Consider the following 26,642-nt stretch of genomic DNA (forward strand, 5'->3'; position numbering starts at 1 on the left):
TCACCACGGGATGTCGGCGTTCTCCCACCGCGTGAAGGTGCCACGCGGGTCGTCGGGACCGTATTTCGCGACACGGACGATCTCGCGCGCACCCTGTTCCAGCGGCTCGGCTCCGGCGAATCCGTTGAGGTTCGTGGCGGTGAACGCGGGTGAGGCGATGTTGACCTTGATGTCGGTGTCCTCGAGCTCGATCATCATCGCGAGGCTCATCGCGTTCAGTGCGGTCTTCGAGGCGGCATAGATCGGCCCGTACATCTTGTGGTACGGGTAGCCCGGGTCGGCGTTCGTCGTGAGGGATCCGACGCCGCTGCTCACGTTGATGATGCGGGCATCCTTCGATTTGCGCAGCAACGGCAGCATGGCCTGGTACACGGCCAGGGCTCCGAACACATTCGTCTCGAACACGGCGCGCACCTCGTCGAGCGAGGCATTGCTGGCGAGCGCTCCCGCCCAGTATTCGGGTGACCCCAGCTCGCGACCCGAGGTGTTCGAGATACCGGCGTTGTTGACGAGCAGGTCAAGCCGACCGGCCTCGCGCCGGATGCGTTCCGCGGCGGCGGCGATCGAATCGGCGTCGGTGACGTCCAGCTGCACGGCGATGGCGCCCGGGCCGATCTCGGCGGCAGCGGTCTCGCCGCGCTGCAGATCCCTCGATCCGACGAATACGGTGTTGCCGACTGCGACCAGTTCCTTGGCGACCTGGAACCCGACGCCCTGATTGGCGCCGGTGATGAGAGTGATGCGGCTCGCTGACACGGCGATCTCCTTAAGACTTTGTTCGTTGCCTAACGACTATTGTTAGGTAGCAAACGACAATTGTCAAGGTGTCGGATGCCGCCGCCCACGGGCACGGCGATGCCCGCAGGCGGTAGAAGGCCGGGCGTGGAGAAGATGAGCAGCCTGTCCGCCTGAGTTCAGTCTTATGCTCGATGACGGTGGGGATGGACATTTCCCACTGAGCGGGCCATGGTGTGGGCATGCCAAATATGGACGAGGCGTCACAGAACATCCTCGCTGCCCGTGAGGCGGCGAACTCCGGGAATCTCAGCGGGGCCTTCGGCATTCTGCTCCACGGGCAGCAGGGCGCGGCTTCTCCGGGAGACGGCAACTCTGCCCCGACGAGCTCTGGAGACTCGTATCCTTATGTCGGTCAGACGAGCTCGGGAGACCCCTACTATCCCTACGTGCCTCCGACCACTGATCCCTACTACCCTGAGGTTCCGCCCCCTCCAGCGTTCGTCGTACAACCCGGATGGTACGCAGATCCGTTCGACGGCGTCGGCTACCGGTGGTGGAACGGTTCGGGCTGGACTCAAGCGACCTCCGGCTAGACGACACAAAACCATCACGGAGCAACGCCGCCGAGACGACGAAGTCGCATCGGGCTACCTCCAACTCAGCATCGCGCCAATCAGCCGGCAGCGTCGCCCTCGACTCGGGGGCGCCGAGCCGCTAGGGTTCCCGCATGCTCGACGGCCAGACCACCATCGCGCTCGTCGTGGCGCTACTGGGATTGGTCGGGGTATTTGGCGCATCGATCATCGCGCAGTTCTCGAGCCGAAATCAACAGGCTCGTGAGGTCCTGTTTGGACCTGCGCGCACGTTCGCGCGCGACGCGCTCAATGCTCTCGCAACGATGCGAGGGATCACCCCACCTCGGCCGCCAACCGACGGACAGGCACCGCATCGTAATGAACAGTTGATTGGCGATGCCGATGACCGGACAAAACGATTTGCGGAGTGTGAGGATGCGATCGACCAGATTCGCGTGGCGCGGGCGGACGTGAGGCTGGTCTTCCTGCCGCGCTCTCTCGCGGCCGAATACACCCGTCGAGTCCTCCTCGCTGAACGGATGGCGATGGAAGCGGCGGCAGACTACTTCCGTGAACTCGCCCGCGAGGATCCCGCCAATCACCAGCAATGGCGCTTGACGCGAGGTCGGGAGTTACGTGATCAGTACACGGCGTGGCGTGCAAGCGCCTATTTCAATCTTGATCGATTCTTTGATGACGTTGCCGCCCGGGTCAGGTTCCCCACATGGAATCCTCACCGGATCCCTCCGCGCTGGGACCTAGACACCCCGGTCACGCTCAATGCCCGCCTCGTGGATCAAGAAAACGTTTGGTCCGACGAGCGCCTTGACGCAGCCACGTACCACACGGGTCTTCAGCGGCTCGACGTCATCGCCAACCGAACCGACCGCACCCTGGGCTACCTCAACAGCATCCAGCGGCGCGGACGCCGCTGACCAGCCCTGATGTTTCGCATCGGCGCAATAGTCCTATGACCGTCACGGGGGTGACCGACCGCTGCCTGCCGGAGCCGCTTCCGCGACCGTGACCGCTGAAGGATCGCTAAGAGACTTGTCGCCGGCGGGCGTCAGTAGGCTCGACCCCCGCGTGTGCCTGGTCCGCCGACGATGCGAACACGCGGTTGCGGGGCTCCCGGCCTCAGGCGAGCACGGCGGCGGCCGCGCGTCGGAACGATCGCAACGCGGCGCCCCAGTATGAGCCCACGCTCAGGCCGCACGTCCGCAGCGCCGCCCCGTGATCGATCGCGACGACCGTGGCGGCGCCGACCGCGACGCACCACCACACACCGAACAGCAGTACTCGTACGAGCGCGGGGAGCGCCGCGAACCCCAGCCGCAGTTGATCGATCTGGAACGCCAGGTGGTGCTCCTCGTCCAGCGCGATCCGTGTGCCGATTCCCCGGATCACCTCGTCGGGTCCGCAACGCGCGAGCACGACGAAGTACGGCATGGCGACGGCTTCGGCGGTGAGAAACACGGCCAGCTCGGTGCGCAGCCCGAGAGACCGGCGCAGCTGTGTGAAGACACGGTCCGCCCAGTGGCCGGCCAGTGGGGGAGCACCAAGGTGCCGAAGACCCCGCTGGAACAGCCCGGAATGCTCCTGCTCCTCCGCCACGAGCATGCGCAGCGCTTCCTGCTGAGCCGCGCTGCAGCGAGAGGCGTTGTGGAGAAGGTGCGCACCGTCGCCCCCCTCACCCAGTTCGAACCTCTGGAACGACCGGATGAAAGCAGTCCGCACGGCGTCAGGAAGATCGGCCGGTGCGTCCCAATCGACGCCGGCCTCGATTGCTTCATGCCGCGCCCGGTTGGCGGCAAAGTGGGCGACCCAGCGTTCGAAGACGGGGTCGCCGACGCCGGCGGACACGGCAGCCTTCATGACGGCCAGTCTTGCAGCGCTATCCCGCCTCCGGGCCGGTCATCACGACGAAGACGACCATGTGGTGAACAATGCGACCCTGTCTGAACTGCCAGCGCGGACAACTGCACAGCGGGTATCCGTATCAGGATCAAGCCGAGCATTCCGCTGCACGGCGCCGCCGCTTAGTACTAACGAGGCGAGCCTCCAGCCGGAGTCAATCCATCGAGCCGACGATCTAACTCATGGAAGACGAGCCTCCCGCGCCAAAGTGGGTCATGCCCTCAAGAGCTAAGCCCCAACTCCGGTTGCCGCGAGGGCGGTGGTGGCGCGAAGCGCGACCAGGATTCGTGAGTCATGCGACCTCAGCGAGAAACCCGGGGCAATGGCGCTCGACAGCCGACGAACTGCCCGACAATCTCGCCCGGGCTCGCTAGCCTTGCGCGCGGCTGCGCGTTGAAGGATCCTTGCCGAGCGCGGCCGGCTGCCGTGGCGTCAGTAGATGTGCACCTCGCACGAGGCGAGGAACGATGCCCGCCGACGTTGCAGCTCACGGTAGACGGTCGCTCGAGAGACCCCCTGGGGGGTCTGGTCGCGACCCCGCCGTGGGTCCTCTGCTGACCTCCGCTCCGCTCGTCTGGAGGGGTCAGCTTCCGCCTTGCGGGCAACTCCCTCCGGCCTACTGAGCCAGAGGTGCGAGCTGGATCTGCTTCGCGAGCGCGTAGGCAGCGGGTCGGTCACTGTCGTCGTCGACGAAGACCCGTCCGATGACGAGAGCGGAAGCGTGGGGCGCTGAGATCTGCGTCATGCCCGCGGGGACTGTTCCCTGCCAACCCGGGCCGCTGAGCAGGTACTCGCCCGCCTTGGTGCCAGTTGCGCGCTTGCCGACGTACGCGAAATTGGCGCTGCTCGGGGGGTCGGTGAACTGAAGGCTGTAATACCGGCTGGCCATGTCGGGCACGCGCAGGACCTGCGGCCCGTCCTTGAGGTCGAGCCACCCGGCGATGTAGAGCACGTCGTCCGTTCCGGTTCCCATCAGGCTGCCAGTCGGCGATGCGGAAGAGACGTTGGGCTCGGCATACAGCGAGTTCACCGGGATCGGACCACCGCCGAAACCACGTTTGAGGATCGCCCTCTTGAAACCACCCACCGTGATGCGCGGCCAGAGAAGGACGAATGTCGGTGTGCCGATTGCCCACACCACCACCGCGGCGATGGCAAGCGTGGTGATCTCGCCGCTTCCTCGAACGAGCCTCGTATAGACGACCCACGCGAAGATCACCAGAATGACCGCGGTGATGGGATACGCGTACTTCACAATCAGGCGGTTCACGTCATCCCACCCGCACTACCGGCGGCACTCGGTAGCTGCCGTTGAGGACCGCTGCGCCCGGCAGATATGCGCGGAGCGTCAGCTTGAACTTCCCGGCAGGCGTCGGCAGCCAATTCTGCTCACGCCCCGTCGGAGCCTCGTGCCGCAGGTAGATGTCGATCGAGCCGTCGGCGTCTCTGGCGAGACTCGAGCGATCGTTGAAGCTCGAGCGGCCAATCGGATTGCTCACCATGTACCCGACAACATCAGTGATCGTGAGAGACCAGAACGCATCGTTAGGAGGGAATTGCCCGGCCGGAAAACGCAGCACGTACTCGTGCGTGCCGGTCAGCGTTCCGCCCGAACCGTCTCTCGTGGTCGTCCAGTACGCGGCTTCTTCAAACACATTGACGGCAGGCAGTGCTTTCGCCGCGGCGGCACGGATGAGGACACCGTTTCCGGGCTGGCCGACCGTCATGACGGAATCCCAGCCATTCGTCGTCGTGGTGATCATCCGACCCACGACATTCATCACGACAATTGCCGTGAGAAACGCCAACGTTCCGCCGATGATCACCCCCTGCACGACCCCGGAGGTCGAGACCCACCCAAGGACATTCGACATATCGGCACATTAGCGCTCGACAACCGACGGCCGGACTGTAACCCTCAGCAGGCGAACAGGCTTGAGTCAGCTGCCCGCTCAGGGATCTGAATCGGCCGCGGTTTCGTGCAAAGCACGCATTGGGATCCGAGCAGGCCTTTGGGGAAGCGACGAGAGAACTGTCCACAAGTCGGGGACGTTGGCGTGGGTCGAGATGGCTGCACCGAGTACGCTCGCCCGGTGACTGAACGTGCTCATGAACTCGCCCGTGACTGAGCAGAACGGGGACCCGCAGCTTCGCCGCATGCACCTGCGGTACAACGGGCAATGCCGCGTGTGCGGGATTGCCCTATCCGCAGGGACATTCGCAGTCTATGAGCGCTCACTGCGCACCGTTCGCTGCATCGATTGCGAAGCGCGGTCCTCACAACCGCCGGCCCCTTCTGCCACGATCGACGAGCTTCCGGCTGAACCCGTGGCAACCACAAACGATCTGCGACTGCGGGCGCCCGCTTCCGCCGTCATTGCTGAGGCTCTTCGTGTCCAGGCGGGCGCGGCACCGCGTTCTGCGGCCGCGCGCGTCTTCGGTCGCAGCCCGCGCACTGCGCAGAGCAGATCATGGTTTCTCGGAGCGATCGGCGAGCTCGAGGTGGGCCGGCTGCTCGACCTGCTCGGTGACGGTTGGCTGGGAGGGATGCCGGCTGTTGCGGCGTCCATTTCCGCATTGAGCTCGGGCGTTCGGGATGCACGATCGGGTAGACCAGGACGACCGATTCCGGCATCCGCTCGCCTGCGTCTCTCAGTCGCACTGCCCTGTGTCGACCGCGGTCGGTGGTCTGTTCGGAGACACGCGGTAGCGGAGGAGTTCGCAGCAGTGGGGGGCTCCCGTGGAACTGCTGAGTGAACTGAACGCGGCTTGATCCAGTCGGGAGGAGCTGATCCCGAGCGCGCGCAGCTGACAGACGGACCCCCCCGGCTGTCCGCCCCTGCCAGGATGGCCGATGTGGATGAGGTGGAGGTTGTCGTCGCCCACAGCCAGCGGGCCACCCTGCGCGTCGGCGACGTGTTCCTGAAGGTCGACGGCGACCCGTCGCACGCCGACGCCGAGGTGCGGGCGATGGCCATCGCGCCGATACCGACCCCGGCGATCCTGTGGCGCAGGCCGCCGGTGCTCGCCATCGCCGCCGTGCCCGGCCAGGCGCTGGGTGTCCTCGGCGAACCGTCGGCCGCGTCGTCGGCGGCGTGGGCTGCTGCGGGTGCCGCGATACGGATGCTGCACGATGCGCCGTTGCCGCCGTGGCCCGGGCGTGGACTCGACGACGTGGCGGCGGAACTCGACGGCGAGTGCGCATGGCTGCTCGCCAACGGAGTTCTGCCGGGCGCGGTGATCCGGCGCAACCGCGAGATCGCCGAGGCTGCGCTCCGGCCGTGGAAACCGGCGTTCATCCACGGCGACCTGCAGATCACACACGTATTCGTCGACGGCGACGAGGTCACCGGCGTCATCGACTGGTCGGAGGCCGCCCCCGGCGACGCCATGTTCGACCTCGCCATCTTGACGCTCGGGCACGAGGAGCGCCTGGACGACCTGCTCACCGGTTACGGTCCGGGAGTCGACCGGGAAGTGATCCGCGCCTGGTGGTCGCTGCGCAGCCTGGTGGCGTCGCGCTGGCTGATCGAGCACGGCTTCGATCCGGACGCGCCGGGATGCGAATTCGACGTCCTCAGATCCCGCATGCAGGACCTCTAGGGCTGTCTCAAAGCGGGGCGACGCCGCAGCCCGGCTTCCGCTCTGATTCATACCCAGGGGGAGGACGACTGAGCGTTCACCGCGGGCGAGGAAGCCGAGCTACAGGGATTCGAGTTCGCCGACGAGCGTGACGATCAGCGACGTGTGCTGTGTCGTGTCGGGCGCGAAGACCCGCGCCGTCGGAATACTGCCGGCTTCGAAATAGAGCCTGACCGGTGCTGTCACATCGTCGAGGTCGGGGTGGGACTTCGTCACGAAGTAGGGCACTCCATTGCCTTCCAGCACGAGGCTGCCGGAGGCGGGTCCGAGCTGAGCTGAAACACTGGTGATGCGTAGACGCTTGCCGGCAGGAACCGCCGGAAATTCGAACTCGCACTGGCCGCCTGGGCACGTCGCCGAATCGGCGACGGAGTCTGTCGCTTGATACGGCTCGATGGGTTGGCTCATGTTCCAGATCCTAGTGTGAGGCTCGTCGCACCGACAGGAGAAGACCCAACGCCCGACATCCCCATCCTGCTTCGCGGGGTCATTCTTCGGATGCGGTTGACCCGGGAGATGGTATCGGGCGCGTCGAGCCCAGGGAGATAGACGACATACTCGAGCCATTTCTGGAGGATCGGTCCCGCGACCGCGAGCCATTCGCGACCTTCTGCGGTGTCATCGAACCCGCCGCCCGGTGACACCCGATCACAGGCTTCGATGCTGTCCCCCTCGACGAGCGCAAGGTATTGCCCGACCTGGTCGCCGGCTCGCCTTTCAGCAACGCGATCCGCCAACCGGGCAGTGGCGGCAACTGCTCGGCGCGGCTGAGGAGAAACCGCTCGAAGTCCTCATCCTCGACGCCGGGCCGAAGCTCCAGCGACTGCAGTCCGTAAATCTTGCCCATGGCGTTTCCTTCCATCAGTGGGTGCGGCGGCAAAAAGGACGAGGTCGGCCGCGCACTGTCCCAGCGGAGGCTCGGGTGGGCACTTGACCAAGGCACGGATACCCGCTATTCCGAGAGTGGCGGCGAGAGCCGCGCGTGCGGCGTATGGCTGCGCACAGGGACAGGGAGGGCGCAATGGCTTATTCGGCACAACCCTTGGATGAGATCACCTTCGGGGGAGGCGTCGCGATGACCGAAAACGGGCTCGTGGCCGGCATCGACGAAGCGAACAGAACGGCCTGGATCTACCGTGACGGCGGCATCGACTTTCTCGCGTTCACCACCAGGGAGCTGATCGCATCCGACGTCAATGTCTCAGGTGTGGTGGTCGGGCATCAGGGCGATCGGGACGCGGCGACGGTGTGGGTCTTCGACTCGACGCTTCGGGACATTCAATCGAAGCTGTCAACCCAGTTCGGTCGAGCTCGGGCGATCTCCGACAACGGGGTCGTGGTCGGCGCTCGCCGCACCCCACCAGCCCCGGTGCTCGCGTACCGATTGGATCTGTCGAACGACGAGTTGACGCCTATCCCCATGTCGGAGACCGTGGGCCCGGAGTACGTGAGTTCGGAGGCAGTGGTCGTGTCGGCTGACGGGCGCCTCGCCGCCGGTCTGGCGTGGAAGGAGTTCGGCTCTGAGCCCCGAGGGTTCCTCTACGACCACTCCACCAGGAAGACGACCGATCTCGGCACAACGATCCTTCCCCGAGCGATGAATGAGGTCGGCAAGCTCGCCGGCTCCACTTGGCCTTCAGGGATCACCGTCACATACGACATCGCGTCCAAGACGACGAGAACGCATGGCGGCAGCTTTCTCGCCGAGGGGATGAACGATGCAGGCCAAGTCGTCGGATCGTTGCGGGGTGGGGGCGACCTCCCGAGTGCGTGCGTCAGCAGGCCCGGCCAGCTCCCGGTGGACCTGAATTCGGCGGTGACCGGCATTGCGGGATGGCTCGTCAGCGCAAGCGACATCATCAACGACGGCCGAATCCTCGTTACGGCGATCGTCGTCGATGCATCTGGAGCACGGCACAGCCGACCCTACATATTGACGCCCGTCTGAACTGTCGGCGCGCTCAGTCACCGCGCTTCCGCGTCGAACCCGCGGGCCGTCTCCCTTGGAACCGTTCCAGGTCGGGCAGCAGACCGCCTCCCCCCCCGAACAGCCCGGCGCCGGCCGATGTCGGACCCGGCGGCGCATGTGCGAGGGGTACCGCTGGTGCCTCCCGCCCACAAGGGAACCCGCCTACGGTCGAATGTATGACGCCCAAACTGGCAGCCGGTTCACGCGTGCTGCGAACTCCGAGTTCGCGTTTGCCGCGCTCCCGATGAATCGCCTGCTTTCCTCCTCCTCTGCGCTGCTCTGGGGTCTCCAGTTCGCCTTCTTGAGTCCGGTCTTGGCGCTCCTGCTCGTGAGCCTCTTCGATGCGACCCCGGCCGACGTCGGGTGGGTGCTCGCTCTGTACAACGCGAGCGGCTTCGTCGCTGCGCTGCTGATTCCCGGGTGGGCCGATCGCAATGGCGACTATCTGCGCCCGATGCTCGTGTGCGCGGTGCTCACCGTCGCCCTCGCCGGTGCACTCGCGATGACGACGTCACTGCCGATCGCCGTGATTGCGCTGATGGTTCTGGGCGGACCGGCGGGCGTGGGAAGCACGCTTCTGTTCGCCGAGCTGAGGCACTCCGGGGCGCGCACTTCTGAGGTGATGAACACCCGTGCGGTCGTGTCGTTCGCGTGGGTCGCCGGCCCTCCCGTCGCGACATTCGTCATGGGGACCCTGGGAGATCGGTCGATCATCCCGCTCCTGGCTGTCGTCGGCATCCTGAATGTGGTCACGACCTTGCTGCTGATGAGACGTCGCCGCTCCGCATCCACAGAGCGGGTCGAGCTCGGGGGGGATGAACCGCAGGAAGAGTCGATCGGAAGGATGGGCGTCGCGGCGGTCTTCACTGCCTTCGTCCTCTTGCAGGCGACCAACGCAGCAGTCATGGCGATCATGGTTCTCTACGTCACCGCAGTGCTAGGGCTCCCGGTGGTCTGGGGCGGTATCACACTGGGTGTGGCCGCGTTGGCCGAGATCCCCGCATTGTGGCTGATGGGGCGCTTCAGCCATCGCTTCTCCCTCCACTCCCTCATCATCAGCGGCTGCCTCGCAGGCGTGCTCTACTACGTCGCGCTGATCTTCATCCGCGACCCGATCACGCTGCTGGTTGCGCAGCCGTTGAACGCCTGGTTCTTCGCAGTCACCGCTGGGATCGGCATGACCCTGTTCCAACAGATCATCCCGCGCCCCGGGCTGGCAACGGGGCTGTTCATGAACACCCGCCGCATCGGCGCAATCGTCGCGGGTCCGATCATCGCCGTGGCAGGCATCGGCGGCCTCGGATACTCGGCCGTCTGCGCCCTGTGCGCGATCATCACCATCGTCGCCGTCGCGATCCTGATGGTGGCGCAGTCCGCCGTCAGGCGAACTCGCGCTGGATCGCGAACGGTGGGCACCTAGCTGAAGGCCCGAGCAGGGACGTCACCCATCCCATCGACGTCGCTGCGGTGTGGAGCAGACTTCGCAATCCCTCCGACCCAGAAGCCACCGCGGCAGCCGCATGGGTTCAGCGTCGTCGAGCCGAAATCCGCACGCGCATTTCCTTTGTCGGACGTTGGGCCGACAATGGCGGCATGACGGCGCACGTGATCAAACCCTTGACGCTCGAGACCTACCCCGCGTGGCTCGCGTTGGCCGAGAAGCACAACGGGGTGTGGGGAGGCTGTTACTGCCACTACTTCCACGACGACACCGAGACGACCAAGAAGGCGGACGTGGGCGGTCCCCTGTTCAAGAAGCGGATGATCGAGGAGGGCATCGCGCACGCGGCCCTCGTCTTCGACGGCGACCAGGCGATCGCCTGGTGCGAGTACGGCAGTCCCGCCGAGCTGCCGCGCATCTACCACCGCAAGGAGTACGACGCCGGGGAGTCCAATCCCGCTCCGTGGCGCATCACCTGCTTCTTCGTCGATCGCGACCATCGACGTAAGGGCGTCGCACTCGAGGCGCTCCATGGAGCGCTCGATCTCATCGCGCAGGCCGGCGGTGGCGAGGTTGTGTCGTTTCCCAACATCGTCGAACCCGGCAAAAGGGTTTCGTCTTCGTTCCTCCACAATGTGACACCCGGAATGTTCGAGGAGGCGGGCTTCACCTTCGAGCGACGGATCGGCAAGAACAAGACGGTCATGCGAAAGGTCGTGTCACCGGCCTGAGCCGCCGCATGCTCGGAGTCATCGTCACCGTCTGCAACGTACGGGATCTCGGCTTCCTCGCCTGTTACTATGGCGGCGCAGTGCACAGCGAGGCCTCGCGTCCCACTCCGGGACACGCCTGCGATTCCGTTCGTGGAGTCGCGCCTTTGCGGCTCCGGTCTGAAGGAGCATCCAGCATGGTCACCGTCACCAACGCCCACTTCGTCGGCAGCATCAACCAGCCCGATGTGGAATCCGTCTTCCGCGCGGTTGCCGAGCACATCGGCGGTCGCGCGCGGCGCATCCCGGATGGAGAAGTCGGCGAGCGGTTCTACTGGATCCAGTTCCAGACTTTCCGTCTCGAAGAGACCCCCGGGCTCGTCCGCGTCGGTGAGGAGCTCCCCTTCAGGATCCGCGACATCTTCGACCTGCGACCCTTCGCGCTCGACGGCACCGTCGCCGCCGCCGACCTTCAGTTCCCCAACCTCGGCTACGCCGACGCCGCGATCCAGTCGTTCGCGGAGTTCGCCGCGCTGCGCGACGAGGGCGTGATCCCCGCCGGTGTGCGCTTCCAGGTCTCGCTCCCGACGCCGGTCGGTGTCGTCGGGGCGTTCATCGTGCCGGACGACCGCGCTGCCGTAGAGCCCGCCTATGAGAACGCCCTCTTCGCCGAAGTCGGCCGCATCGTCGAGGCGATTCCCCATGAGGACCTCGCCATCCAATGGGATGCCGCGGTCGAGTTCGGAATCCTCGATCGTGCCGAGTTCGGCGGCGTCCCGTTCAGCGCGGGGTGGGGCGGCGACCTCCTGGGCGGCGTGATCGATCGCGCAGTACGCCAGATAGCGGTCGTGCCCGACGACGTGCAGGTGGGTTTCCACCTCTGCTACGGCGACGTAGAGGAGGAGCACTTCATCCAGCCGAAGGATTCCGGAACGCTCGCGTCCGTCATCCGGGGCATCGTGGCGGCGGCACCGCGGACCGTCAGCTGGTTCCACCTGCCGGTGCCGATCGAGCGAGACGACTCCGCATACTTCGCGCCGCTGGCGGACCTCGATCTTCCCGACGACACCGAACTCGAACTGGGTCTCCTCCACCACGAGGACGGCGTCGACGGCGCCGAGCGCCGCATCACGGCAGCCGCGACGGTTCTCGACAGGTTCGGCGTCGGCACCGAATGCGGATTCGGCCGCGGGCCGGCGGAGCGCACCGCGCCACTGCTCGATCTGCACGCCGCGGTGGTCGACGCACACAGCTGACCGTCGCTTGCGCACGGCCGCGACGACGCGCATAGTCGGTCGCGGAGGGACCGACATCCATGAAGCGCACCACGTGGATCGCCATCGCAGGCGGCGTCGTCGCGGTCGTCGCGGCGGGGGCGATCCTGTGGGGTCAGGCGGCGGCCGTGCCACCGCCCATCACGGCCTTTCCGCCCTGGTATCCCGCCGAGGATGCGCGGGGCGATCCGCCGTTCGTGGATTTCGAGTCGCACATTCCGTGCGCCATCGACCCCGAGCCCGACCCCGCCTGCCAGCGGGTGAAGTTCGGGCTGGTGCTCTACCGCGACCCGGTCACGCACGAACCGTCCACCTACGCGATGTCGATTCTGCGCGTGGGCGTCAGCGACGAGCGCGAGTACCACGAGGGGGCGTGGCAGGTGACCAGCGGGACGGCCCTCGACTCCGATGCCACCGTCTATCGGCTAGACGGAGTGCCCGCCCACCTGCAGAACTTCTGGGCGGTCGGAGACGGCATCCTGCTCATGCTCGATGAAGAGCGGATGCCGCGGGTCGGCGAAACGGCATACGGCTACACGCTCAACAGCATCCCGCTGCGAACCGATCGCTAGTCCGAATCGCCCGGCAGCTGAGCCTTGACATACCCGACGATCGCGTTCGCGTGCCCGTGGCCCATGCCGTATTCCGTCTTGAGCCAGGTTACGACCTCCATGTGACGCTCGGTGTCGAGGCGATCCGCGGCGAGGTCGAGCCAGTCCTGGATCGGACGGCCGTACGTCTTCTCTATGCTCGGGAAGTAGCTGGCAGGTCCGTAGACCTTGCCGTCCGCGGGCGGGGTGGGCGGTGTGACGCGATGTTCCGGCATGCGAACGACGTTAGCGAATTCATCGACGAGAGGGTGAGCCCCAGCAGGGTGAGCCGCGATCGGCGGCCGGGTTGCGGATGCCGGGTCGGACGCTGAGCATGTAGGCATGGCGAATGCGGGCGGATCGATGGAGTCGCGCCACCGCGGACGCCGTCTGGTGATCGTTGCGGCGGTCGTCGTCGCGCTCGTCGTCGGCGCCCTGATCCTGTGGGGGATCCGACCCGTCGTGGGCGCGGCATCCGCTCCCGCCCCCGCGGCGACGGCCACCCCCAGCGCGACTGCGACTCCGACCCCGACCCCGACCCCGGCCCCGCGCCCGACGCCGACCGGCTTTCCGGCGAACACGACGGCGTACGACGTGACTTCCCTGCCCCAGGTGAACGTGTTCGCGGTCATCCCGGCGCTGCCCGTCGACGGCGACCGGTTCGGCGCCTTCACGGGCGAGCAGGCGGTGGCGCACGGCGGCGGCGCGCCGGTGTTCGCCGACCCGACCCGGCCGCCCGTCGCGTACCTGCCGAGCCAGTTTCCCTACGGCGGCACGACGGTTCCGGTCATCCAGAAGCAGGAGCACTGGATCGAGGTGCTCTTGACCGGGCGTCAGGCGGTGCCATCGCACGGCGACTCCGCGCAGGTCACGGGCTGGCTGCGTGCGCAGGACGTCGAGCTCGCACCCATCGACACGATCGTGCAGGTCAGCATCTCCGCGCGCACCATCGACATCGTGCATGCCGGAGTGCCGGAACGGATCGCGACCGACTTCGCGTGGGGGACTCCGTCCACGCCGACCCCACGCGGGCGCGCGTTCATCATGACCGAGGCGGTCGTCCCCGAATACGCGTACACGCGGGGGCATCCGATCGTCTATCTCTCGGTCCAGTCGCCGACACTCGACGGATTCGGTGGCGAGGATGTCGCGGTCACCGCGTTCCACTACCACGACCAGCGGTCGGGGCCCATCTCGAACGGCTGCATCAGGGTCGACCCGTCGGCGATCACGCGGCTGGCCCAGCTCCCACTCGGCACTCCCGTCATCATCAAGGACTGAGCGCTCCGCTCAGAAGGAGGAAACACGCAGAAGCGATCCCTCGGACGCACCGGACGCGACGTCTCGGCCATCGGGCTCGGCACCTGGCAGCTCGGCGCCGACTGGGGGGCGGTCAGCGAGGAAGACGCGACGGCCGTGCTGGCGGCATCCGTCGATCGCGGCGTGACCCTCTTCGACACTGCGGATGTGTACGGCGACGGGCGCAGCGAGTCCGTGATCGGACGGTTCCTGGCTGCTCGGGCAGGGCACGACATCACCATTGCCACGAAGATGGGGCGACGGATGGCGCAGGAGCCCGAGAACTACACGCCCGAGAACTTCCGCGGGTGGACGGATCGGTCGCGGCGCAATCTGGGCGTGGAGACTCTGGACCTCGTACAGCTGCACTGCCCGCCGACCGAGGTGATCGAGGATGCCGCCACCTACGACGCACTCGACGCGCTCGTCGCGGACGGCACGATCGCCGCCTATGGCGTGTCGGTCGAGACGTGCGGCCAGGCGCTCGCCGCGATCGCACGGCCGAATGTGACGAACGTGCAGATCATCTTCAACCCGTTCCGGCTGAAGCCGCTCGACGAGGTGCTGCCCGCGGCTCAGGCCGCCGGCGTCGCGATCTTCGCGCGCGTGCCGCTCGCATCAGGGCTGTTGTCGGGCAAGTACTCGGCGTCGACGACGTTCGCTGCTGACGACCATCGCGCCTACAACCGCCACGGCGAGGCGTTCGATCGCGGAGAGACGTTCTCGGGCGTCGACTTCGAGACCGGGCTCGCGGCCGTCGCCGAGCTCTCTGCGGCACTGCCGGAAGGCGTCTCGCTTCCTGCCGCGACGCTCGCCTGGATCGTGTCGCAACCGGGTGTGACCAGTGCGATCCCCGGCGCACGGTCGATCGCGCAGGCGTCGTCGAATGCGGATGCCACGGCCCTGCTCGAAGACGGGTTCGATGTGTCGGCGTTCGATGCCGTGATCCGCGAGGTGTACGATCGCCGGCTGCGGGAGGCGATCCACCCGCTCTGGTGAGTACGCGGCGCTGGCCCAGCGACCGTGGAGGGAGACCAGGTCGCTGGGCCAGCGCGATTTGCGAGGGCGCTTGCTACGGCGCGGGGTAGTCCACCACGTACGACGGAACGCCGATGGCGGCCGTGGTCGCGGGGGCGCCCACGCCGTTCACGACGTGCTCGATCGTGCCCGCGCTGAGGTTCACCGTCATGATGTGGTGCAGGCGCACGCCGGGCGTCCGCGGAACCGAGAAGCCGTTCGCCGTGACGATGGACGGGTTGTTCTGGTTGAAGACGTAGACGCCGCCGCCATCGAGCCGATGGGTCTTCACCTTCTTGTCGACGACGTAGCCGGGGTAGCCGAGCGTTCCGTTGGGCTGGGTCCAGTCCGCCTGGGTGGGCGGATCGTACGGCAGCTCGTTCTGGTACAGGATGACGCGTCCGTTCTCGCCCTTCCAGAGGGTGTTGTACTTCTGGAAGTGCTCGACGAACAGGCCGGTCGCCGTGACGTTGTCGCCGTTCACGATGACGCCGTTGGTCCCTGTGTTGGTGTTCCAGCGCTGGGTGTCGCCGCCGGTGAAGCCCTCGACGCCGTGGTCCGCGCGCCAGACCCAGGTGTGGTCGACGAGCACGTTGTCGGCGTTGATCTCCAGCGCCGTCGTCGCCTTGCCGACGTGCGGTCCGCCGACGCGGAAGTACACGTCGTTCAGCGTGATCGGATTGTTCTTAGAGGCCTTGCTCGACAGGTTGCGCGTCTTGCTGAGTCCGACCTTGAGCAGCACAGGCGACAGCTTCTCGCCGGCGTCGATGGTCATTCCGGCGACGACGACTCCCGGCGCGTCGGCGATCGCAAGGGGAGTCGAGCCCTTGGTCGCCGTCAGTGTCGCGTGCCCGAGGCCGAGGACAACCGTGCCCGGGCGCCACACATGGATCGTCGACGGGATGTTGTAGACGCCCGGTGTGAAGATCAGGTTCTTGCCGAGCGCGAGCGCCGTGTTGATCTTGAGCACGGAATCACCCGGCTTGGCGATGTAGAAGTCCGTGATCGGGATGCTGCGGCCCGCCGTCGCGCCCGCGCCCCAACTGATTCCGCTCGAGTTCTGCTGCATCGCCGGCACGCGGACGTTGTAGCGCCCCTTGTCGTCGACGTACAGGTATGGCTTTTCGCGGCTCACGGGAGTCTGCGGGATCGAGGTGTAGGGCGGGCTCGGGAATGCCGAATCATCGGGCGCGCCCACGACACCTGAGAACACCTGATTCCAGACGCCGTTCGTCCATTCGCCGATCTCGCTGTTTCGCGTCAGCCACTGCTGCTGAGATCCGTTGACGGTGGTCTGCAGCCGCGAATCGCCGATGTATCCGCCGCTCGCATACTGGGGTCCGGCCGTGCAGTAGTCCATGAGTGAGAGCTTGCCGTCCACGTTGACACGGCGCATCGAGACGGCCTGCGAAACGGCCCAGAAATTGGCGGTTTGGCGGCATCCGTCCTGGCCCGCCTTATTCACGTGAAGCGAAAGGTTCGAGAGCGTGCGCCAGAAGTTGACGAGCGCGAGGCAGTTGCTGGTGCCACCGTTGTCGAGGCAGCGGTTGTAGACCTCGATGGCGCCGTTCACGTTGACGTCGGCGGGATTCAGGCCGAGGCCGGCGACCTCGGTGTAGTAACCCACCTCGAACTGCAGGGGAGCCTCGTCCGTCCCGTACTGTCCGGGCAGGAAGTAGACCGCGTGACGGCTGGTGCCCATCTCGTTGTCGCGCTGCTGGGCGGCGAGTGTGTCGAGGCTCGACTTGATGTCGGCGATTGGCGTGCTGGGACTGAAGATGGTGACATTGGGGCCGAAGTCCGGATGCATCGGATTGACAGCGCCCGGTGGGGCCGCAGCCGCTGGGGAGGCCGTCAGAGCCCCGGCGATCAGTGCGGCGCCGGTGACCAGGACGGCCAGTCGTCGTGTGCGGGGGGCGGGTGCGTTCATTGCGATGGTCCTCTCCGTGGAGCGATCTCGCGCACCAAAGGCCGCCTCTGCTTACAGGACTGTAACCAGGGCGTGGGAGCGCGTTCAAGAGGTTAGCGGTGAAAGACCGTCGCGGGTAGAGGTGCTGATCTGGGTTCCCAGCGCTGTGCCATCGTGGGTCGGGCTGCTGCGCCTCCGCGCAAGCTTGGGGCACAGCCCTGCTCGGCCCGCTATGCGGCCGTTGCATAGTCGAAACGCGCCCGCCCGCCGAGTCGTGGAGCACGATCGGGGTCGACGTGAGGGGGCGGGATGAACCACACTCTCGACCTCGTCGAGGCGTCGTCGATCCGGATCTCCCAGCCGTTGTCGTGGATCCGGTGATGACAGGACTCGCATAGCAGCACACCGTTCGACAAGTCGGTACCTCCGTGATCGCGCTGCCACCACGAGAGGTGATGCGCCCGAGTCATGCCCGGAGGAAGCCCGCACATCGCGCAGCCTCCGTCCCGCTCGACGAGTGCGAGGCGCTGAGCCTTGGAGAAGAGGCGCTTCCTGCGGCCCCAGTCGAGGATCTCGCCGCGCTCGCCGAGCACGCACGGGATCACTCCGCCGCCGGCTGCCATCCGTCGCGCGGTGGCGACGGTGACCGGCCGGTTGATTCCGTCGATGGTCGCGTAGCCGGCACCGGAACTGAGGTCGTCCAGGCTCATCCGCACGACGAGAGTCGCGCCCCCGAGCGGCAGATGGTCGTGTGTGCAGTCGAGGACATGCCGAGCCATGAGCGCCAGCACGTCGGCCTGGCGTTGCGGCACCGACCGGCGGTCGGCATCCGGATCGTTGGTCGTCTTCTGTGCCTCAAGAGCGGCCCGGAAGTCCGCAGTGACGAGTGCCTCGATCGCGATCTTCACAGGTGCGCCCGTCTCGGCGTCGAGTTTCGCATTGAGATGGATCATTCCGTCGCGCTCGAAGATGTGGAGCGACCGCTCGGCGCGAGCATCGCGCTCTCTCGGCTCGAGACCGTCGGGGTCGAGGTGGGCCTCGGCGCGGGCGATGAGCTTCGCGAGCTGATCCAGGCTGAGCCCGACTGCCTGCCCGACAAGTGTCTCTTCGGCTCGCTGGCATGCGGCCTGGTCGGCTCGCAGGGCGACGCGGTCGAGCATGGTGATGATGACGGAGGCCGCCGGCATCCCGATTCGTCCGGTCTTGAGTGCGTCGGCGACGTGCGGATGCCGTGGAGGAAGCGCCTCGCCGGTGAGCGTAGTGCGAGGGGCGGTCGCCTCACCCACTCTCACCAGACGGACTGCGTCGCCGGTCGAGGAGCCTTTCGTCGCTGCGATCAGCGCGGTGGGATTGCGGAAGCCCTGCTGCTTCGAGAGCCCGTCGGGCCCGAGCTCGGGGCGCGACTCGCGAGCGATTTCAGCGGCGAGGTCGGCGTGCAGCGAATCTGCGATTCGAGACACGACGCTCAGTGCGGTGTTCACCGCGATGAGCCGCGAGCGCTCCAGATCTTTCACCGCGCGCAGATCGTCGCCGCTCACGCCACGCCACGCGGCATGCAACTCGCCGACTGCCTCTTCGAGGACGGCGAGCGGGTTGTTCATGCATTCACTGTATCGAGCGGTGAGCCGACTGTCAAAGAAATATTCGAATCAGCCCGAAAAAATCAGCGTTGGATCCTGAACCTCCGCGGATGTCGGCCGACGACATTAGAATATTTGTATGATGAATCACAATTCAAGCCGCATCACCACCCGCCGCTTGGTCGGATGCGAAACCTCGCGAAACCCGGCAGCGACGAAGGGGCCGATCGGGCCGACGCTGAGTTCGTCCCAGATGACTTCTCTGCCTTCGGTCAGCAGTGGGTAGCCCTCGATCACGCGGGCGCCGCGGGCACGGGCGTGCTCGACCGCCGCCGCGACCAGGGGATAGGTCAGACCCTGGTGACGGAACCCTTTGCGCACGACAACGCACGCGATCGCCCAGACCGACGCGTCGTCCTTGTCTTCGCTGCGGTCCTTCCAGGGCACGGGCGAGCCGCGCACGCGACCGTAGACGCTGCGCGCGTCGACCGCGCACCAGCCGGCGGGGTCATCGTCGACGTAGGCGACGATGCCGATGGTCTCGGTCGCACGGGGATCTCCGCAGTGCGTCTCTTCGCGCAGGATCGCGGCACGCCCATCGACCGGGATCCGGAACCAGTCGTGATCGCCCAGCCGCTGCCGCTGGCACTGACAGCGGCCGGCCGAGCCGGTGAGGATCGCCTGCAGGTCGTCCCACGATGCTTCATTCGCGGGAACGATCCGGATGCCGTCACCTCGGCCACCGCCACCCATGAATCGAGGCTATGCCTACGATCCGACGACGACCGCTTCGCCGCGCGACGGGCCGCCCGATGCCCACGAGTGACCCGTCGAACTCACTCTTCTGCGACACCACCCAGAGGCGCGAACCGGTCCGGGAAGCCCAGAGTAGGGTGAGGATGTGACCCTCGCTCCCACGATCACGGTCGTCATCCCGTGCCGGAACGATGCGGATTTCCTCGACAAGTGCCTTCAGGCGCTCGCCGCTCAGTCACACCCGGCGACTCGGGTGATCGTCGTCGACAACGGCAGCACCGACGACTCGGCAGCAGTCGCCCGACGATACGGAGCGACCGTCGTCGGTGAGTCGATCGTCGGGATCTGGCCCGCTGCTGCCCGCGGATACGACGAAGCGATGGCGGATGCCGACATCATCGCCCGCATCGATGCCGACTCCCGTCCGCACCCCGACTGGATCGCGCGGCTGGTGCGCGCATTCGTCGCCGATCCCGGTCTCGGCGTCCTCACCGGTGGAGCGGAATTCTACGGAGGCAGTCCGCTCGCCAATTATCTCGGCGAGCACTGGTACATCGGCGGTGGCCACTACTGGATCAAGAAGTGGCTCGGCATCCCATTGGTCTTCGGCTCGAACTTCGCGATGCGCACGCGCGTGTGGCAGCGCGTGCGCGAGGATGTCGACCGGACGAATGCCGGCATCCACGACGATCTCGATCTGACCATCCGCCTGCGTCCAGCCGACGGGATCCGGTACGACCCGCAGCTGCGCATGCCGGTGTCGGCACGGCCCGTCCAGACCGTCACGGGGCTGTCGCGGCGTGTGTGGCGTGTCGCGACGACTTTCGCGTCCAGCTGGCCGGAGGGCTCGAGGTGGCGTCGTCGCGCCGAGCTTCGAACGACGACGGATGCCGCGGCCCCGGCCGCCGTCGACACGTCATGGTCGCCCACCGACGACGATTGGGCGCCAGGGTTCGGGCGCTGAGCCATCGCACCCGCCCGAAGGCCCGCGCGCCTGCCGCCGACTACCCGCCGACGATCACGACGATGTTGCCGATCTTGTGATCTGCGGCGTACTCGGCGAAGGCGGCTTCCGTGTCGTCCAGGCTCTTCTCGCGGTCGACGATCACCCGCAGCGCGCCCTGGTCGACGAGGTCGGCGAGCTTTCGCAGCCCGTCGCCGGTGGAGTATCCGGCTATCGTCGCGAACCGGATGCGCTCGGCATCCGGCCCCTCGAACGCGTACGCCACCGGCGACACCAGCCGGCCGCCGTCGCGCACGAGGCTGCCGACCTGGCCGACGTCCCCGATGAGATGCACGGCCGCGTCGACGCCCTCGGGCGCGATCGCGCGCACCTCTTCTTCGAGATCGGCGTAGTCGACCGCGTGCGCGGCGCCGAGCTCGCGCAACAGTGCGCGCCCTTCGTCGGTGCGGCCCGTCGCGATCACCGTGGCACCGGCGGCTGCGGTGAGCTGCACGAGCAGCGTGCCGACTCCGCCGGTGGCGCCGACGATGAGCAGCGTCTTGCCCGCGATGTCGCCGAGGGTGTCCAGTATCACGAGGGCCGTCGAGCCGGTGTGGGCGAGGCTGGCGGCTGCGGCATCCGACAGCGAATCGGGCGCGAGCGCCACTCCGCTTTCGACGATCGCCGTCGTGTACTCGGCGAAGGCGCCCTCCTGAAGGTGTGGCTTCGAGACCACGCCGATGACCCGGTCCCCGATGACCACCCCCTCGACGCCCTCCCCGAGTGCGTCGACCACTCCGGCGAACTCGCGGCCGAGCACGAGCGGGTAGCGATGCTCGAAGTATCCGGCCATGTATCCCGCGGCCACCGCGAGGTCGAAGCCGTTGACGGATGCCGCCGACACGCGAACGCGCACCTCTCCAGGCTCAGGTTCGGGGATGTCGACGTCGAGGATGGCGGGTGCTTCACCCGCCGATGGAACAACGTATGCCTTCATATCGGGCTGCTCTCTGGGCGTCCGTCCAGGCGGGTGCGAGGTGTGAGCGGACGCCGCGTCAGCCCACACTTATACCCCTCGGTTTCCCGGCGCAAGACCTGCAGCCAGTCTCAATGTTCCCCCCGGCCATTTCATGTCCGCAACGGCATGAAGGAAGCGGTAACACGCCGCCCCGTTGGTCATTGAGCGAGCGAAGCGAGACGAAACGCACCGAACCCGCACGCAACCTCCCCGTGCTCCGACGTCCGGACTACCGTTGCGAGCATGCATGAGCTGACCGAAGAGGCGCTGGTCGCGGCATCCCTCGATACCGTCTGGGTCGACTTCACGGATGCCGCATGCCTCGCCGAATGGTATTGGCCACCGCGCTTCGAGACCGAGGCGCTCGTCGAACTGGAACCGCAGGGTCGCTGGGAGGTCCGTTCGGCGGTGGCGGATCTCGCCGTCGAAGCCACCGTGCTCGCGATCGACGCGCCGCGCGCGCTGCGCCTCCAGTGGCGCTGGGCGGGGGAGGAGCACGCGACCGACGTCGAGATCGCCCTAGAGCCGGCGGCGGATGACGCGACCCGCGTGATCGTGCGGCACGCCGGCTTCGTCTCGGCGGAAGAGCGCGAGAACCACGTCGAGGGCTGGTCGAGCTGCCTGCAGCGCCTGATCGCCCGCCACGGCCTCCCTCCCCGCGGGTAGCCGCGTCCCGGCATCCCCGGTCGTTGAGCGAGCGAAGCGAGACGAAACGCCCCGAGCCATCGCGCTACCGTAAGCCCCATGCAGTTCGAGTTCACCGGAGAGGTCTACCGCTGGGCCGCCCGCGAGGACGCGGCATGGTTCTTCACAGATGTCCCTCTCGAGCTGAGCGGGGACATCCGTGAGATCCCGCGCCCCTACCGCGGCTTCGGCTCGGTGCGCGTGTGCGCGCGTGTAGGTGGGTCCGAGTGGCGGACCTCGATCTTCCCCGCGTCGGCGAGCGGCTCGTACGTGCTACCGCTGAAGAAGGCGGTGCGGGATGCCGAGCACCTCGTCGATGGCGGTCCGGTGGTTGTGAGGCTCGAGGTTCTCGACGGGTAGGGCCGATCCCGCGCAGATCAGGGACGCTTGGACGTCGGCTCGAAGGCTGCTCGTTTGACGGCGATCTCCATTCACGATAGTGGAGAGCAAGGATCTCCTTCGAACGTCGAACGCCCCGACATGAGCAAAACGACCTGGTCGGAATAGCTTTTCTGACCTTAGCGACGACGCAAGGTGTACATGCTTTGGGGCCGACAAAACTCATCCTGAGGATTTCCTGAGCCAACCCCGCGAAATCGGTTTGACTCCGATATGAGAGAACACTCATGCTTCTCTGCGGGAGAGGAACCGTGCATGCACGTTTCTGCACCTAGCTCTGGGGAGAACTAGGGGATCTGGGGATTCAGTAGCACCTGCAGGACAAGTCAGAGCTGACCTGTTCAATCACAACCTTTGGGGAGACAGCACATGCGTGCATCCATCAAGAACTACCTCGACGCTGCGAAGCAGCGTCGTGAGGAGACCGGCGAGTCCGGCTTCTCGCTGATCGAGCTCATCATCGTCGTCGTGATCCTGGGCATCCTTGTCGCGATTGCCGTGCCGATCTTCGTCAACATCCAGGACCAGGCTTCGAAGAACGCTGTGCAAGCAGCCGCCTCGAACGGGGCAACCGCAGCCGCGGCGGCCTTCGCAGCCAATGACCCCACTGTAACCCCGGCGGCGGCTGCGGCCTCCGGTGGTTCCGGCAGCATCAAGACGGTACTCAACAGCGGGACTAACGTCTCCAACGTCTGCGTCGGCGCATACACCGGAGCCACCGCACCGACGACCTGGCCGGCAAAGGGCGCGCCGACCATCACCGCCGCCGTCGCGGGCCCCGGCTGCCCGTAACAATCGCAAAGCATCAGGGCCGGGAAACCCCGGCCCTGATGCCATGCCCGCCTGAGAAATCAGCCGATGGGAGACGGACGGATGAGGTGCCGTGACACGGATGGTGAAGGCTTCGGTCTCGTCGAGGTGATCATCGCGATGGTTCTGCTCGCCGTGATCGCAGCCGCGATCCTGCCCGTGTTGTGGAGTGGCATTAGATTCTCGTCGGAGCAGGCGACCGTCGCGACCGCGACACGTCAACTCAACGCGCTCATTGAAGATGCGCGACAGTCACCATCCTGCAGCAGCCTGCCCGCGATCATTGCTCCACACAGCTTTAGTGCGGGCGACGGTCTGCCGTATGCCACCACGGGAACTCTGAGCGGATGTGCTTCTGGGTCCGCGGCCTCGGTCAGCCTGGTCGCTAAGCGTGGCAGCGCCACCCTGGCGACCGTCTCGGCATTGGTGTATGTCCCATGAGCGCTCACCAGAACGACGATGCCGGCATCACCTTCATCGAGCTCCTGGTCTACCTCGTTCTCCTCGGGATCTTTTCAGCGGTATTCGTCACCATTTTCGTAAACACTTGGACAGCGCAGGCGAGCGTGTCCTCGCAGACCCGCGCGACGATGCGCGGTCAGCTAGTCAGCTCCGAGATCGAGCGCGCGATGCGAAATGCTGTCGCGTTCACGATCTCGCCCGACGGGTCCACGCTCCAAGTCCGAACCTCTCTGACAGGAAGCCGGGAGTGCCAGGCATTCGCTCTCTCTGCCAGCGGTGCACGCATGATCGTCAGCACCAGCCCTGTGACGTCTTCGGTATGGCCCATCTGGCAGGACCGGATCGCACAGTCCGGAACAACTCCATTCTTCGAGCCGATCGACTCGACCGGAGTGACCTACACATTCGACTCGACCAGCGACTCAGCGCCGGTCCACTTCACAGGAGATGCGAACATGCGCAATGCAGCGGAAGGGACGATGGCACCATGTTGGTGATCCGCAGACTTAGGGCACGAAACGGCCGCGACGAAGGCGTCGCGCTCGTAGCCGTGATCGGGATCATGCTGGTGGGCTTCCTCGCGGTCGGAATGATCGCCTCGACAGTGATCTTCACGATCCAGTCGAACTCCCGAAACACGAGCGGGACGCAGGCGTTCATCGCCGCGGAATCGGGCCGCGACGCGGTGCTGGCGAAAGTCCTAGCCGGCACCTGCAGCCTCACAGCCTCGAACACAAATGCCACGCAGCCGCCTTTGTACAGCGCTTCGGCGCAGACTGGCGTGGACGCCGGCCACGTTAGCTCGGTATGCCCGAGCACCACAGTCAGCAACACGCTCGTTATTTCATCGACAGGTACAGGGCCGGATGGATCGACGGCGACCATCACGTCCGTGTACCAGCGCCCGGTCACGTACACCAATCAACCGGGCGGGACGATGGCCTACTTCTCGGGTGAGTTTCTCGCGACCCAGTCGACCTACACCGGCGACCTTGTCATCCGCGACGGAAACTACAGCTGCAACAGCCACTCCGTGATCGACGGGGACCTCTGGGTAACCAAGGGCAGCGTCGACCTCAGCGCCGACTGCACGATCAACGGCGATGTCTACGCACTTGGAAGTGTGAGCATCGGCAACGGCGCTGGTGTCACCATCAAGGGCAACGTTGTGGCAAACGGGATGATCAGCGTGACATCGAACAAGGCCCAGGTCGATGGGAGCCTGCTGTCGAATGCGACCATCTCAGTCACCAAAGGCACGATCAACGGGGACGCGAGGGCCGCAGGGGCGGCGACGGTCGCGGCGGGCACCGTCTTGGGAATGGTGAAGTCGAACGCGACTCCGAATCCCGCGGTCTTCGTGCCGGATCTTGCCACCGTCTACATGATGACCACCTGGGTCGATCTTCCGCTCGCCCGAGCCTCGTGGGGGTCCGACGTGAAGTGGCAAACCGGTCCGTGCAACGGCGCCGATGTGATGACTGCAGCGACGCAGACGCTCTCTGCCCCGTACACGCGCGCCGGCGTCGATTACACGGGGTGCACCGGACCGGTCACGATCAAGCTCTCTGGGGGAGCGGCGAACGTCAGGCAGGACGTCGTGTTCCTTGTGGCACCGGGATCGACGATGTCGGTGAACGTAGCGAGCAACCTCAACTCGACTCTGACTCCGCAGCCGCAGCTGTTCTTCATCCACGGCGACCAGGTGCAGGGCAACTCAGCCCCCAATTGTGGCGCGGGCTCCGCGAGTGACAGCTTGTCGTTACCCAACACGGTAAAAGCCCGTCTGCTCTTCTACAGCCCGTGCGGGTTGAAGCAGAGCTCGCAGAACGGCCTTGTGTTCAACGGGCAGTTCTACTCCAACAACGATGGAAATCCCCATTGGGTCCATCCCGACTTCACCTGCCAGCCGATGGCGTGGGCGCCGATGCTCGACCTCGGATGCAAGATCAACGCGTCAACGCCTGGCAGCGGATCCGCTACACCCACAGTGCAACCGCCTGTCCTCATCTCTCAGACGGAGCAATAGTGAATCCCGTACTCGGCGGCCTCGTCGTCGTCGGGGGGCTACTCGGCATGATCGTCGGGTCATTCCTCAACGTCGTCGCGTACCGCGTTCCGGTGGGCGTTTCACTCCTGCGCGAGAGTCGCTGCCCACATTGCGACGCGCCGGTGAGGCCCTGGCAGAACATTCCGGTGGTCTCCTGGCTAGCGCTGCGAGGAACGTGCGCAAGCTGTGGCACGGGAATCTCGGTGCGGTACCCGATCGTCGAGGCGCTCACGGGCGTTGCGTTCGCAGGCGTGACTTGGTGGGTCCTCATCGTCGCTTCGATGGGCTCAGCGCCGCTCCGGGACGGCTCCTCGGCGCGGACTGATCAATGGTCGTTGGCGGTCTTGATCTCGGCGTACCTGTACTTCGCAGCGATCAGCATCGTGTTGACGCTCCTCGATCTCGACACCCACAGGCTGCCAAATGCGATTGTGCTGCCGAGTTACCTGGTCGGAGGCATCCTGCTCACGCTCGCCTCCCTACTCAGCGGTGACTGGGCGGCGTTGGTGCGCGGCGGGGTTGGCATGGTGGCGTTGTACACCTTCTACTTCATAGTGAGGCTCATTCGCCCGGGCGGAATGGGTGGAGGTGACGTAAAGCTCTCCGGCGTTGTCGGTCTCTATCTCGGATACCTGGGGTGGGCCGCGCTGGTGGTCGGTGCGTTCGCAGCTTTCCTGTGGGGCGGCATCTTCGGTATAGCGCTCATCGCTTTGAGGCAGGCGGGCCGAAAAACGGCCATCCCGTTCGGCCCATGGATACTCGCTGGGGCGTGGACCGGAATCTTGATGGGCGAAACAATCGCCCGCTGGTATACAGGGCTGTTTTTCACCGTGTGATGGGAGCGGCGCAGCCGCCGCGG

29 protein-coding genes are annotated in these 26,642 nt (G+C 66.1%); 18 read left to right on the forward strand and 11 right to left on the reverse strand.

Annotated elements, in window-relative coordinates:
* Positions 1-756 (reverse strand): SDR family NAD(P)-dependent oxidoreductase, encoded by a 756-nt coding sequence (locus ABD212_RS04125; protein ID WP_344091448.1) that lies wholly within the window; start codon positions 754-756, stop codon positions 1-3.
* 428 nt (positions 757-1,184) lie between these two features.
* Between ABD212_RS04125 and ABD212_RS04130 the strand changes: the two genes are divergently transcribed.
* Both ABD212_RS04130 and ABD212_RS04135 read left to right on the forward strand, forming a co-directional pair.
* Positions 1,185-1,331 carry a DUF2510 domain-containing protein gene (locus ABD212_RS04130; RefSeq protein WP_344091450.1) on the forward strand — a complete coding sequence of 49 codons (147 nt, stop codon included), beginning with the start codon at positions 1,185-1,187 and terminating at the stop codon, positions 1,329-1,331.
* Positions 1,332-1,465: 134 nt separating this feature from the next.
* Positions 1,466-2,248: a hypothetical protein gene (locus ABD212_RS04135; RefSeq protein WP_344091452.1), complete on the forward strand. Its 783-nt coding sequence runs from the start codon at positions 1,466-1,468 to the stop codon at positions 2,246-2,248.
* 202 nt (positions 2,249-2,450) lie between these two features.
* Here ABD212_RS04135 and ABD212_RS04140 read toward each other — a convergent pair whose 3' ends face one another.
* From ABD212_RS04140 to ABD212_RS04150, 3 genes are all read right to left on the reverse strand, one after another.
* Positions 2,451-3,188, reverse strand: a complete 738-nt coding sequence (locus tag ABD212_RS04140; RefSeq protein WP_344091454.1) for a ferritin-like domain-containing protein — start codon at positions 3,186-3,188, stop codon at positions 2,451-2,453.
* A gap of 658 nt (positions 3,189-3,846) precedes the next feature.
* Positions 3,847-4,500, reverse strand: coding sequence for a DUF1254 domain-containing protein (locus ABD212_RS04145; RefSeq protein ID WP_344091456.1), 654 nt, complete (start codon positions 4,498-4,500; stop codon positions 3,847-3,849).
* A 1-nt stretch (position 4,501) separates the two neighbouring features.
* The gene (locus ABD212_RS04150; RefSeq protein WP_344091457.1) at positions 4,502-5,056 is read right to left on the reverse strand and encodes a DUF1214 domain-containing protein; all 555 of its coding nucleotides are present in this window, start codon (positions 5,054-5,056) and stop codon (positions 4,502-4,504) included.
* Positions 5,057-6,077: 1,021 nt separating this feature from the next.
* On the opposite strand from ABD212_RS04150, the gene ABD212_RS04155 reads away from it, so the two are divergent.
* Positions 6,078-6,833, forward strand: coding sequence for an aminoglycoside phosphotransferase family protein (locus ABD212_RS04155; protein ID WP_344091459.1), 756 nt, complete (start codon positions 6,078-6,080; stop codon positions 6,831-6,833).
* A gap of 99 nt (positions 6,834-6,932) precedes the next feature.
* Here ABD212_RS04155 and ABD212_RS04160 read toward each other — a convergent pair whose 3' ends face one another.
* Entirely contained in the window at positions 6,933-7,280 is a 348-nt protein-coding gene (locus ABD212_RS04160; protein ID WP_344091462.1) for a hypothetical protein, read from the reverse strand.
* 79 nt (positions 7,281-7,359) lie between these two features.
* On the reverse strand, positions 7,360-7,719 hold the full coding sequence (locus tag ABD212_RS04165; protein WP_344091465.1) for a hypothetical protein: 360 nt from the start codon (positions 7,717-7,719) through the stop codon (positions 7,360-7,362).
* 228 nt (positions 7,720-7,947) lie between these two features.
* Between ABD212_RS04165 and ABD212_RS04170 the strand changes: the two genes are divergently transcribed.
* From ABD212_RS04170 to ABD212_RS04190, 5 genes are all read left to right on the forward strand, one after another.
* Positions 7,948-8,820, forward strand: a complete 873-nt coding sequence (locus tag ABD212_RS04170) for a hypothetical protein (protein ID WP_344091467.1) — start codon at positions 7,948-7,950, stop codon at positions 8,818-8,820.
* 265 nt (positions 8,821-9,085) lie between these two features.
* Positions 9,086-10,261, forward strand: coding sequence for an MFS transporter (locus ABD212_RS04175; protein ID WP_344091470.1), 1,176 nt, complete (start codon positions 9,086-9,088; stop codon positions 10,259-10,261).
* Positions 10,262-10,434: 173 nt separating this feature from the next.
* The gene (locus ABD212_RS04180) at positions 10,435-11,013 is read left to right on the forward strand and encodes a GNAT family N-acetyltransferase (RefSeq protein WP_344091472.1); all 579 of its coding nucleotides are present in this window, start codon (positions 10,435-10,437) and stop codon (positions 11,011-11,013) included.
* A gap of 176 nt (positions 11,014-11,189) precedes the next feature.
* Positions 11,190-12,248 (forward strand): uroporphyrinogen decarboxylase/cobalamine-independent methonine synthase family protein, encoded by a 1,059-nt coding sequence (locus tag ABD212_RS04185; RefSeq protein ID WP_344091475.1) that lies wholly within the window; start codon positions 11,190-11,192, stop codon positions 12,246-12,248.
* Positions 12,249-12,307: 59 nt separating this feature from the next.
* Entirely contained in the window at positions 12,308-12,838 is a 531-nt protein-coding gene (locus tag ABD212_RS04190; RefSeq protein ID WP_344091477.1) for a hypothetical protein, read from the forward strand.
* Here ABD212_RS04190 and ABD212_RS04195 read toward each other — a convergent pair.
* Positions 12,835-13,092 (reverse strand): DUF4287 domain-containing protein, encoded by a 258-nt coding sequence (locus tag ABD212_RS04195; protein WP_344091480.1) that lies wholly within the window; start codon positions 13,090-13,092, stop codon positions 12,835-12,837. The two genes, ABD212_RS04190 and ABD212_RS04195, sit on opposite strands and share 4 nt — an antisense overlap.
* A gap of 106 nt (positions 13,093-13,198) precedes the next feature.
* Between ABD212_RS04195 and ABD212_RS04200 the strand changes: the two genes are divergently transcribed.
* Together ABD212_RS04200 and ABD212_RS04205 are read left to right on the forward strand one after the other, a co-directional pair.
* Positions 13,199-14,137, forward strand: a complete 939-nt coding sequence (locus ABD212_RS04200) for a L,D-transpeptidase (RefSeq protein ID WP_344091483.1) — start codon at positions 13,199-13,201, stop codon at positions 14,135-14,137.
* A 69-nt stretch (positions 14,138-14,206) separates the two neighbouring features.
* Positions 14,207-15,154 carry an aldo/keto reductase gene (locus ABD212_RS04205; RefSeq protein WP_344092437.1) on the forward strand — a complete coding sequence of 316 codons (948 nt, stop codon included), beginning with the start codon at positions 14,207-14,209 and terminating at the stop codon, positions 15,152-15,154.
* A gap of 73 nt (positions 15,155-15,227) precedes the next feature.
* Here ABD212_RS04205 and ABD212_RS04210 read toward each other — a convergent pair whose 3' ends face one another.
* The 3 genes from ABD212_RS04210 to ABD212_RS04220 all read right to left on the reverse strand — a co-directional run bounded on the left by ABD212_RS04210 (position 15,228) and on the right by ABD212_RS04220 (position 19,414).
* A complete protein-coding gene (locus tag ABD212_RS04210; RefSeq protein ID WP_344091485.1) occupies positions 15,228-17,102 on the reverse strand; it encodes an adenylyl cyclase in 1,875 nt (624 codons plus the stop codon).
* Positions 17,103-17,311: 209 nt separating this feature from the next.
* On the reverse strand, positions 17,312-18,682 hold the full coding sequence (locus ABD212_RS04215) for an HNH endonuclease (RefSeq protein WP_344091487.1): 1,371 nt from the start codon (positions 18,680-18,682) through the stop codon (positions 17,312-17,314).
* Positions 18,683-18,808: 126 nt separating this feature from the next.
* Positions 18,809-19,414 carry a GNAT family N-acetyltransferase gene (locus ABD212_RS04220; protein ID WP_344091489.1) on the reverse strand — a complete coding sequence of 202 codons (606 nt, stop codon included), beginning with the start codon at positions 19,412-19,414 and terminating at the stop codon, positions 18,809-18,811.
* Between the two features lie 148 nt (positions 19,415-19,562).
* On the opposite strand from ABD212_RS04220, the gene ABD212_RS04225 reads away from it, so the two are divergent.
* Complete coding sequence (locus tag ABD212_RS04225) at positions 19,563-20,381, forward strand: glycosyltransferase family 2 protein (RefSeq protein WP_344091491.1); 819 nt, start codon at positions 19,563-19,565, stop codon at positions 20,379-20,381.
* 40 nt (positions 20,382-20,421) lie between these two features.
* Here ABD212_RS04225 and ABD212_RS04230 read toward each other — a convergent pair whose 3' ends face one another.
* Positions 20,422-21,357: an NADP-dependent oxidoreductase gene (locus ABD212_RS04230; protein WP_344091493.1), complete on the reverse strand. Its 936-nt coding sequence runs from the start codon at positions 21,355-21,357 to the stop codon at positions 20,422-20,424.
* A 264-nt stretch (positions 21,358-21,621) separates the two neighbouring features.
* Here ABD212_RS04230 and ABD212_RS04235 point away from each other — a divergent pair, with 264 nt between their 5' ends.
* The 7 genes from ABD212_RS04235 (at position 21,622) to ABD212_RS04265 (ending at position 26,619) form a co-directional block, all read left to right on the forward strand.
* Positions 21,622-22,044, forward strand: coding sequence for an SRPBCC family protein (locus tag ABD212_RS04235; RefSeq protein ID WP_344091495.1), 423 nt, complete (start codon positions 21,622-21,624; stop codon positions 22,042-22,044).
* Positions 22,045-22,122: 78 nt separating this feature from the next.
* Positions 22,123-22,422 carry a DUF1905 domain-containing protein gene (locus ABD212_RS04240; RefSeq protein WP_344091497.1) on the forward strand — a complete coding sequence of 100 codons (300 nt, stop codon included), beginning with the start codon at positions 22,123-22,125 and terminating at the stop codon, positions 22,420-22,422.
* 408 nt (positions 22,423-22,830) lie between these two features.
* Positions 22,831-23,253, forward strand: a complete 423-nt coding sequence (locus ABD212_RS04245; RefSeq protein WP_344091500.1) for a type II secretion system protein — start codon at positions 22,831-22,833, stop codon at positions 23,251-23,253.
* An 81-nt stretch (positions 23,254-23,334) separates the two neighbouring features.
* Positions 23,335-23,712 carry a type IV pilus modification PilV family protein gene (locus ABD212_RS04250; protein WP_344091502.1) on the forward strand — a complete coding sequence of 126 codons (378 nt, stop codon included), beginning with the start codon at positions 23,335-23,337 and terminating at the stop codon, positions 23,710-23,712.
* The gene (locus ABD212_RS04255) at positions 23,709-24,230 is read left to right on the forward strand and encodes a pilus assembly FimT family protein (RefSeq protein ID WP_344091505.1); all 522 of its coding nucleotides are present in this window, start codon (positions 23,709-23,711) and stop codon (positions 24,228-24,230) included. Before ABD212_RS04250 ends, ABD212_RS04255 begins: the two co-directional genes overlap by 4 nt.
* Positions 24,221-25,762 carry a polymer-forming cytoskeletal protein gene (locus ABD212_RS04260; protein ID WP_344091507.1) on the forward strand — a complete coding sequence of 514 codons (1,542 nt, stop codon included), beginning with the start codon at positions 24,221-24,223 and terminating at the stop codon, positions 25,760-25,762. Before ABD212_RS04255 ends, ABD212_RS04260 begins: the two co-directional genes overlap by 10 nt.
* Positions 25,762-26,619, forward strand: a complete 858-nt coding sequence (locus ABD212_RS04265) for a prepilin peptidase (RefSeq protein WP_344091509.1) — start codon at positions 25,762-25,764, stop codon at positions 26,617-26,619. The genes ABD212_RS04260 and ABD212_RS04265 overlap by 1 nt, the downstream gene beginning before the upstream one ends.
* The last annotated feature ends 23 nt before the right edge of the window (positions 26,620-26,642 follow it).

The sequence above is a fragment of the Microbacterium deminutum genome, from assembly GCF_039530205.1.
In the GTDB taxonomy this organism is placed as follows: Bacteria; Actinomycetota; Actinomycetes; order Actinomycetales; family Microbacteriaceae; genus Microbacterium; species Microbacterium deminutum.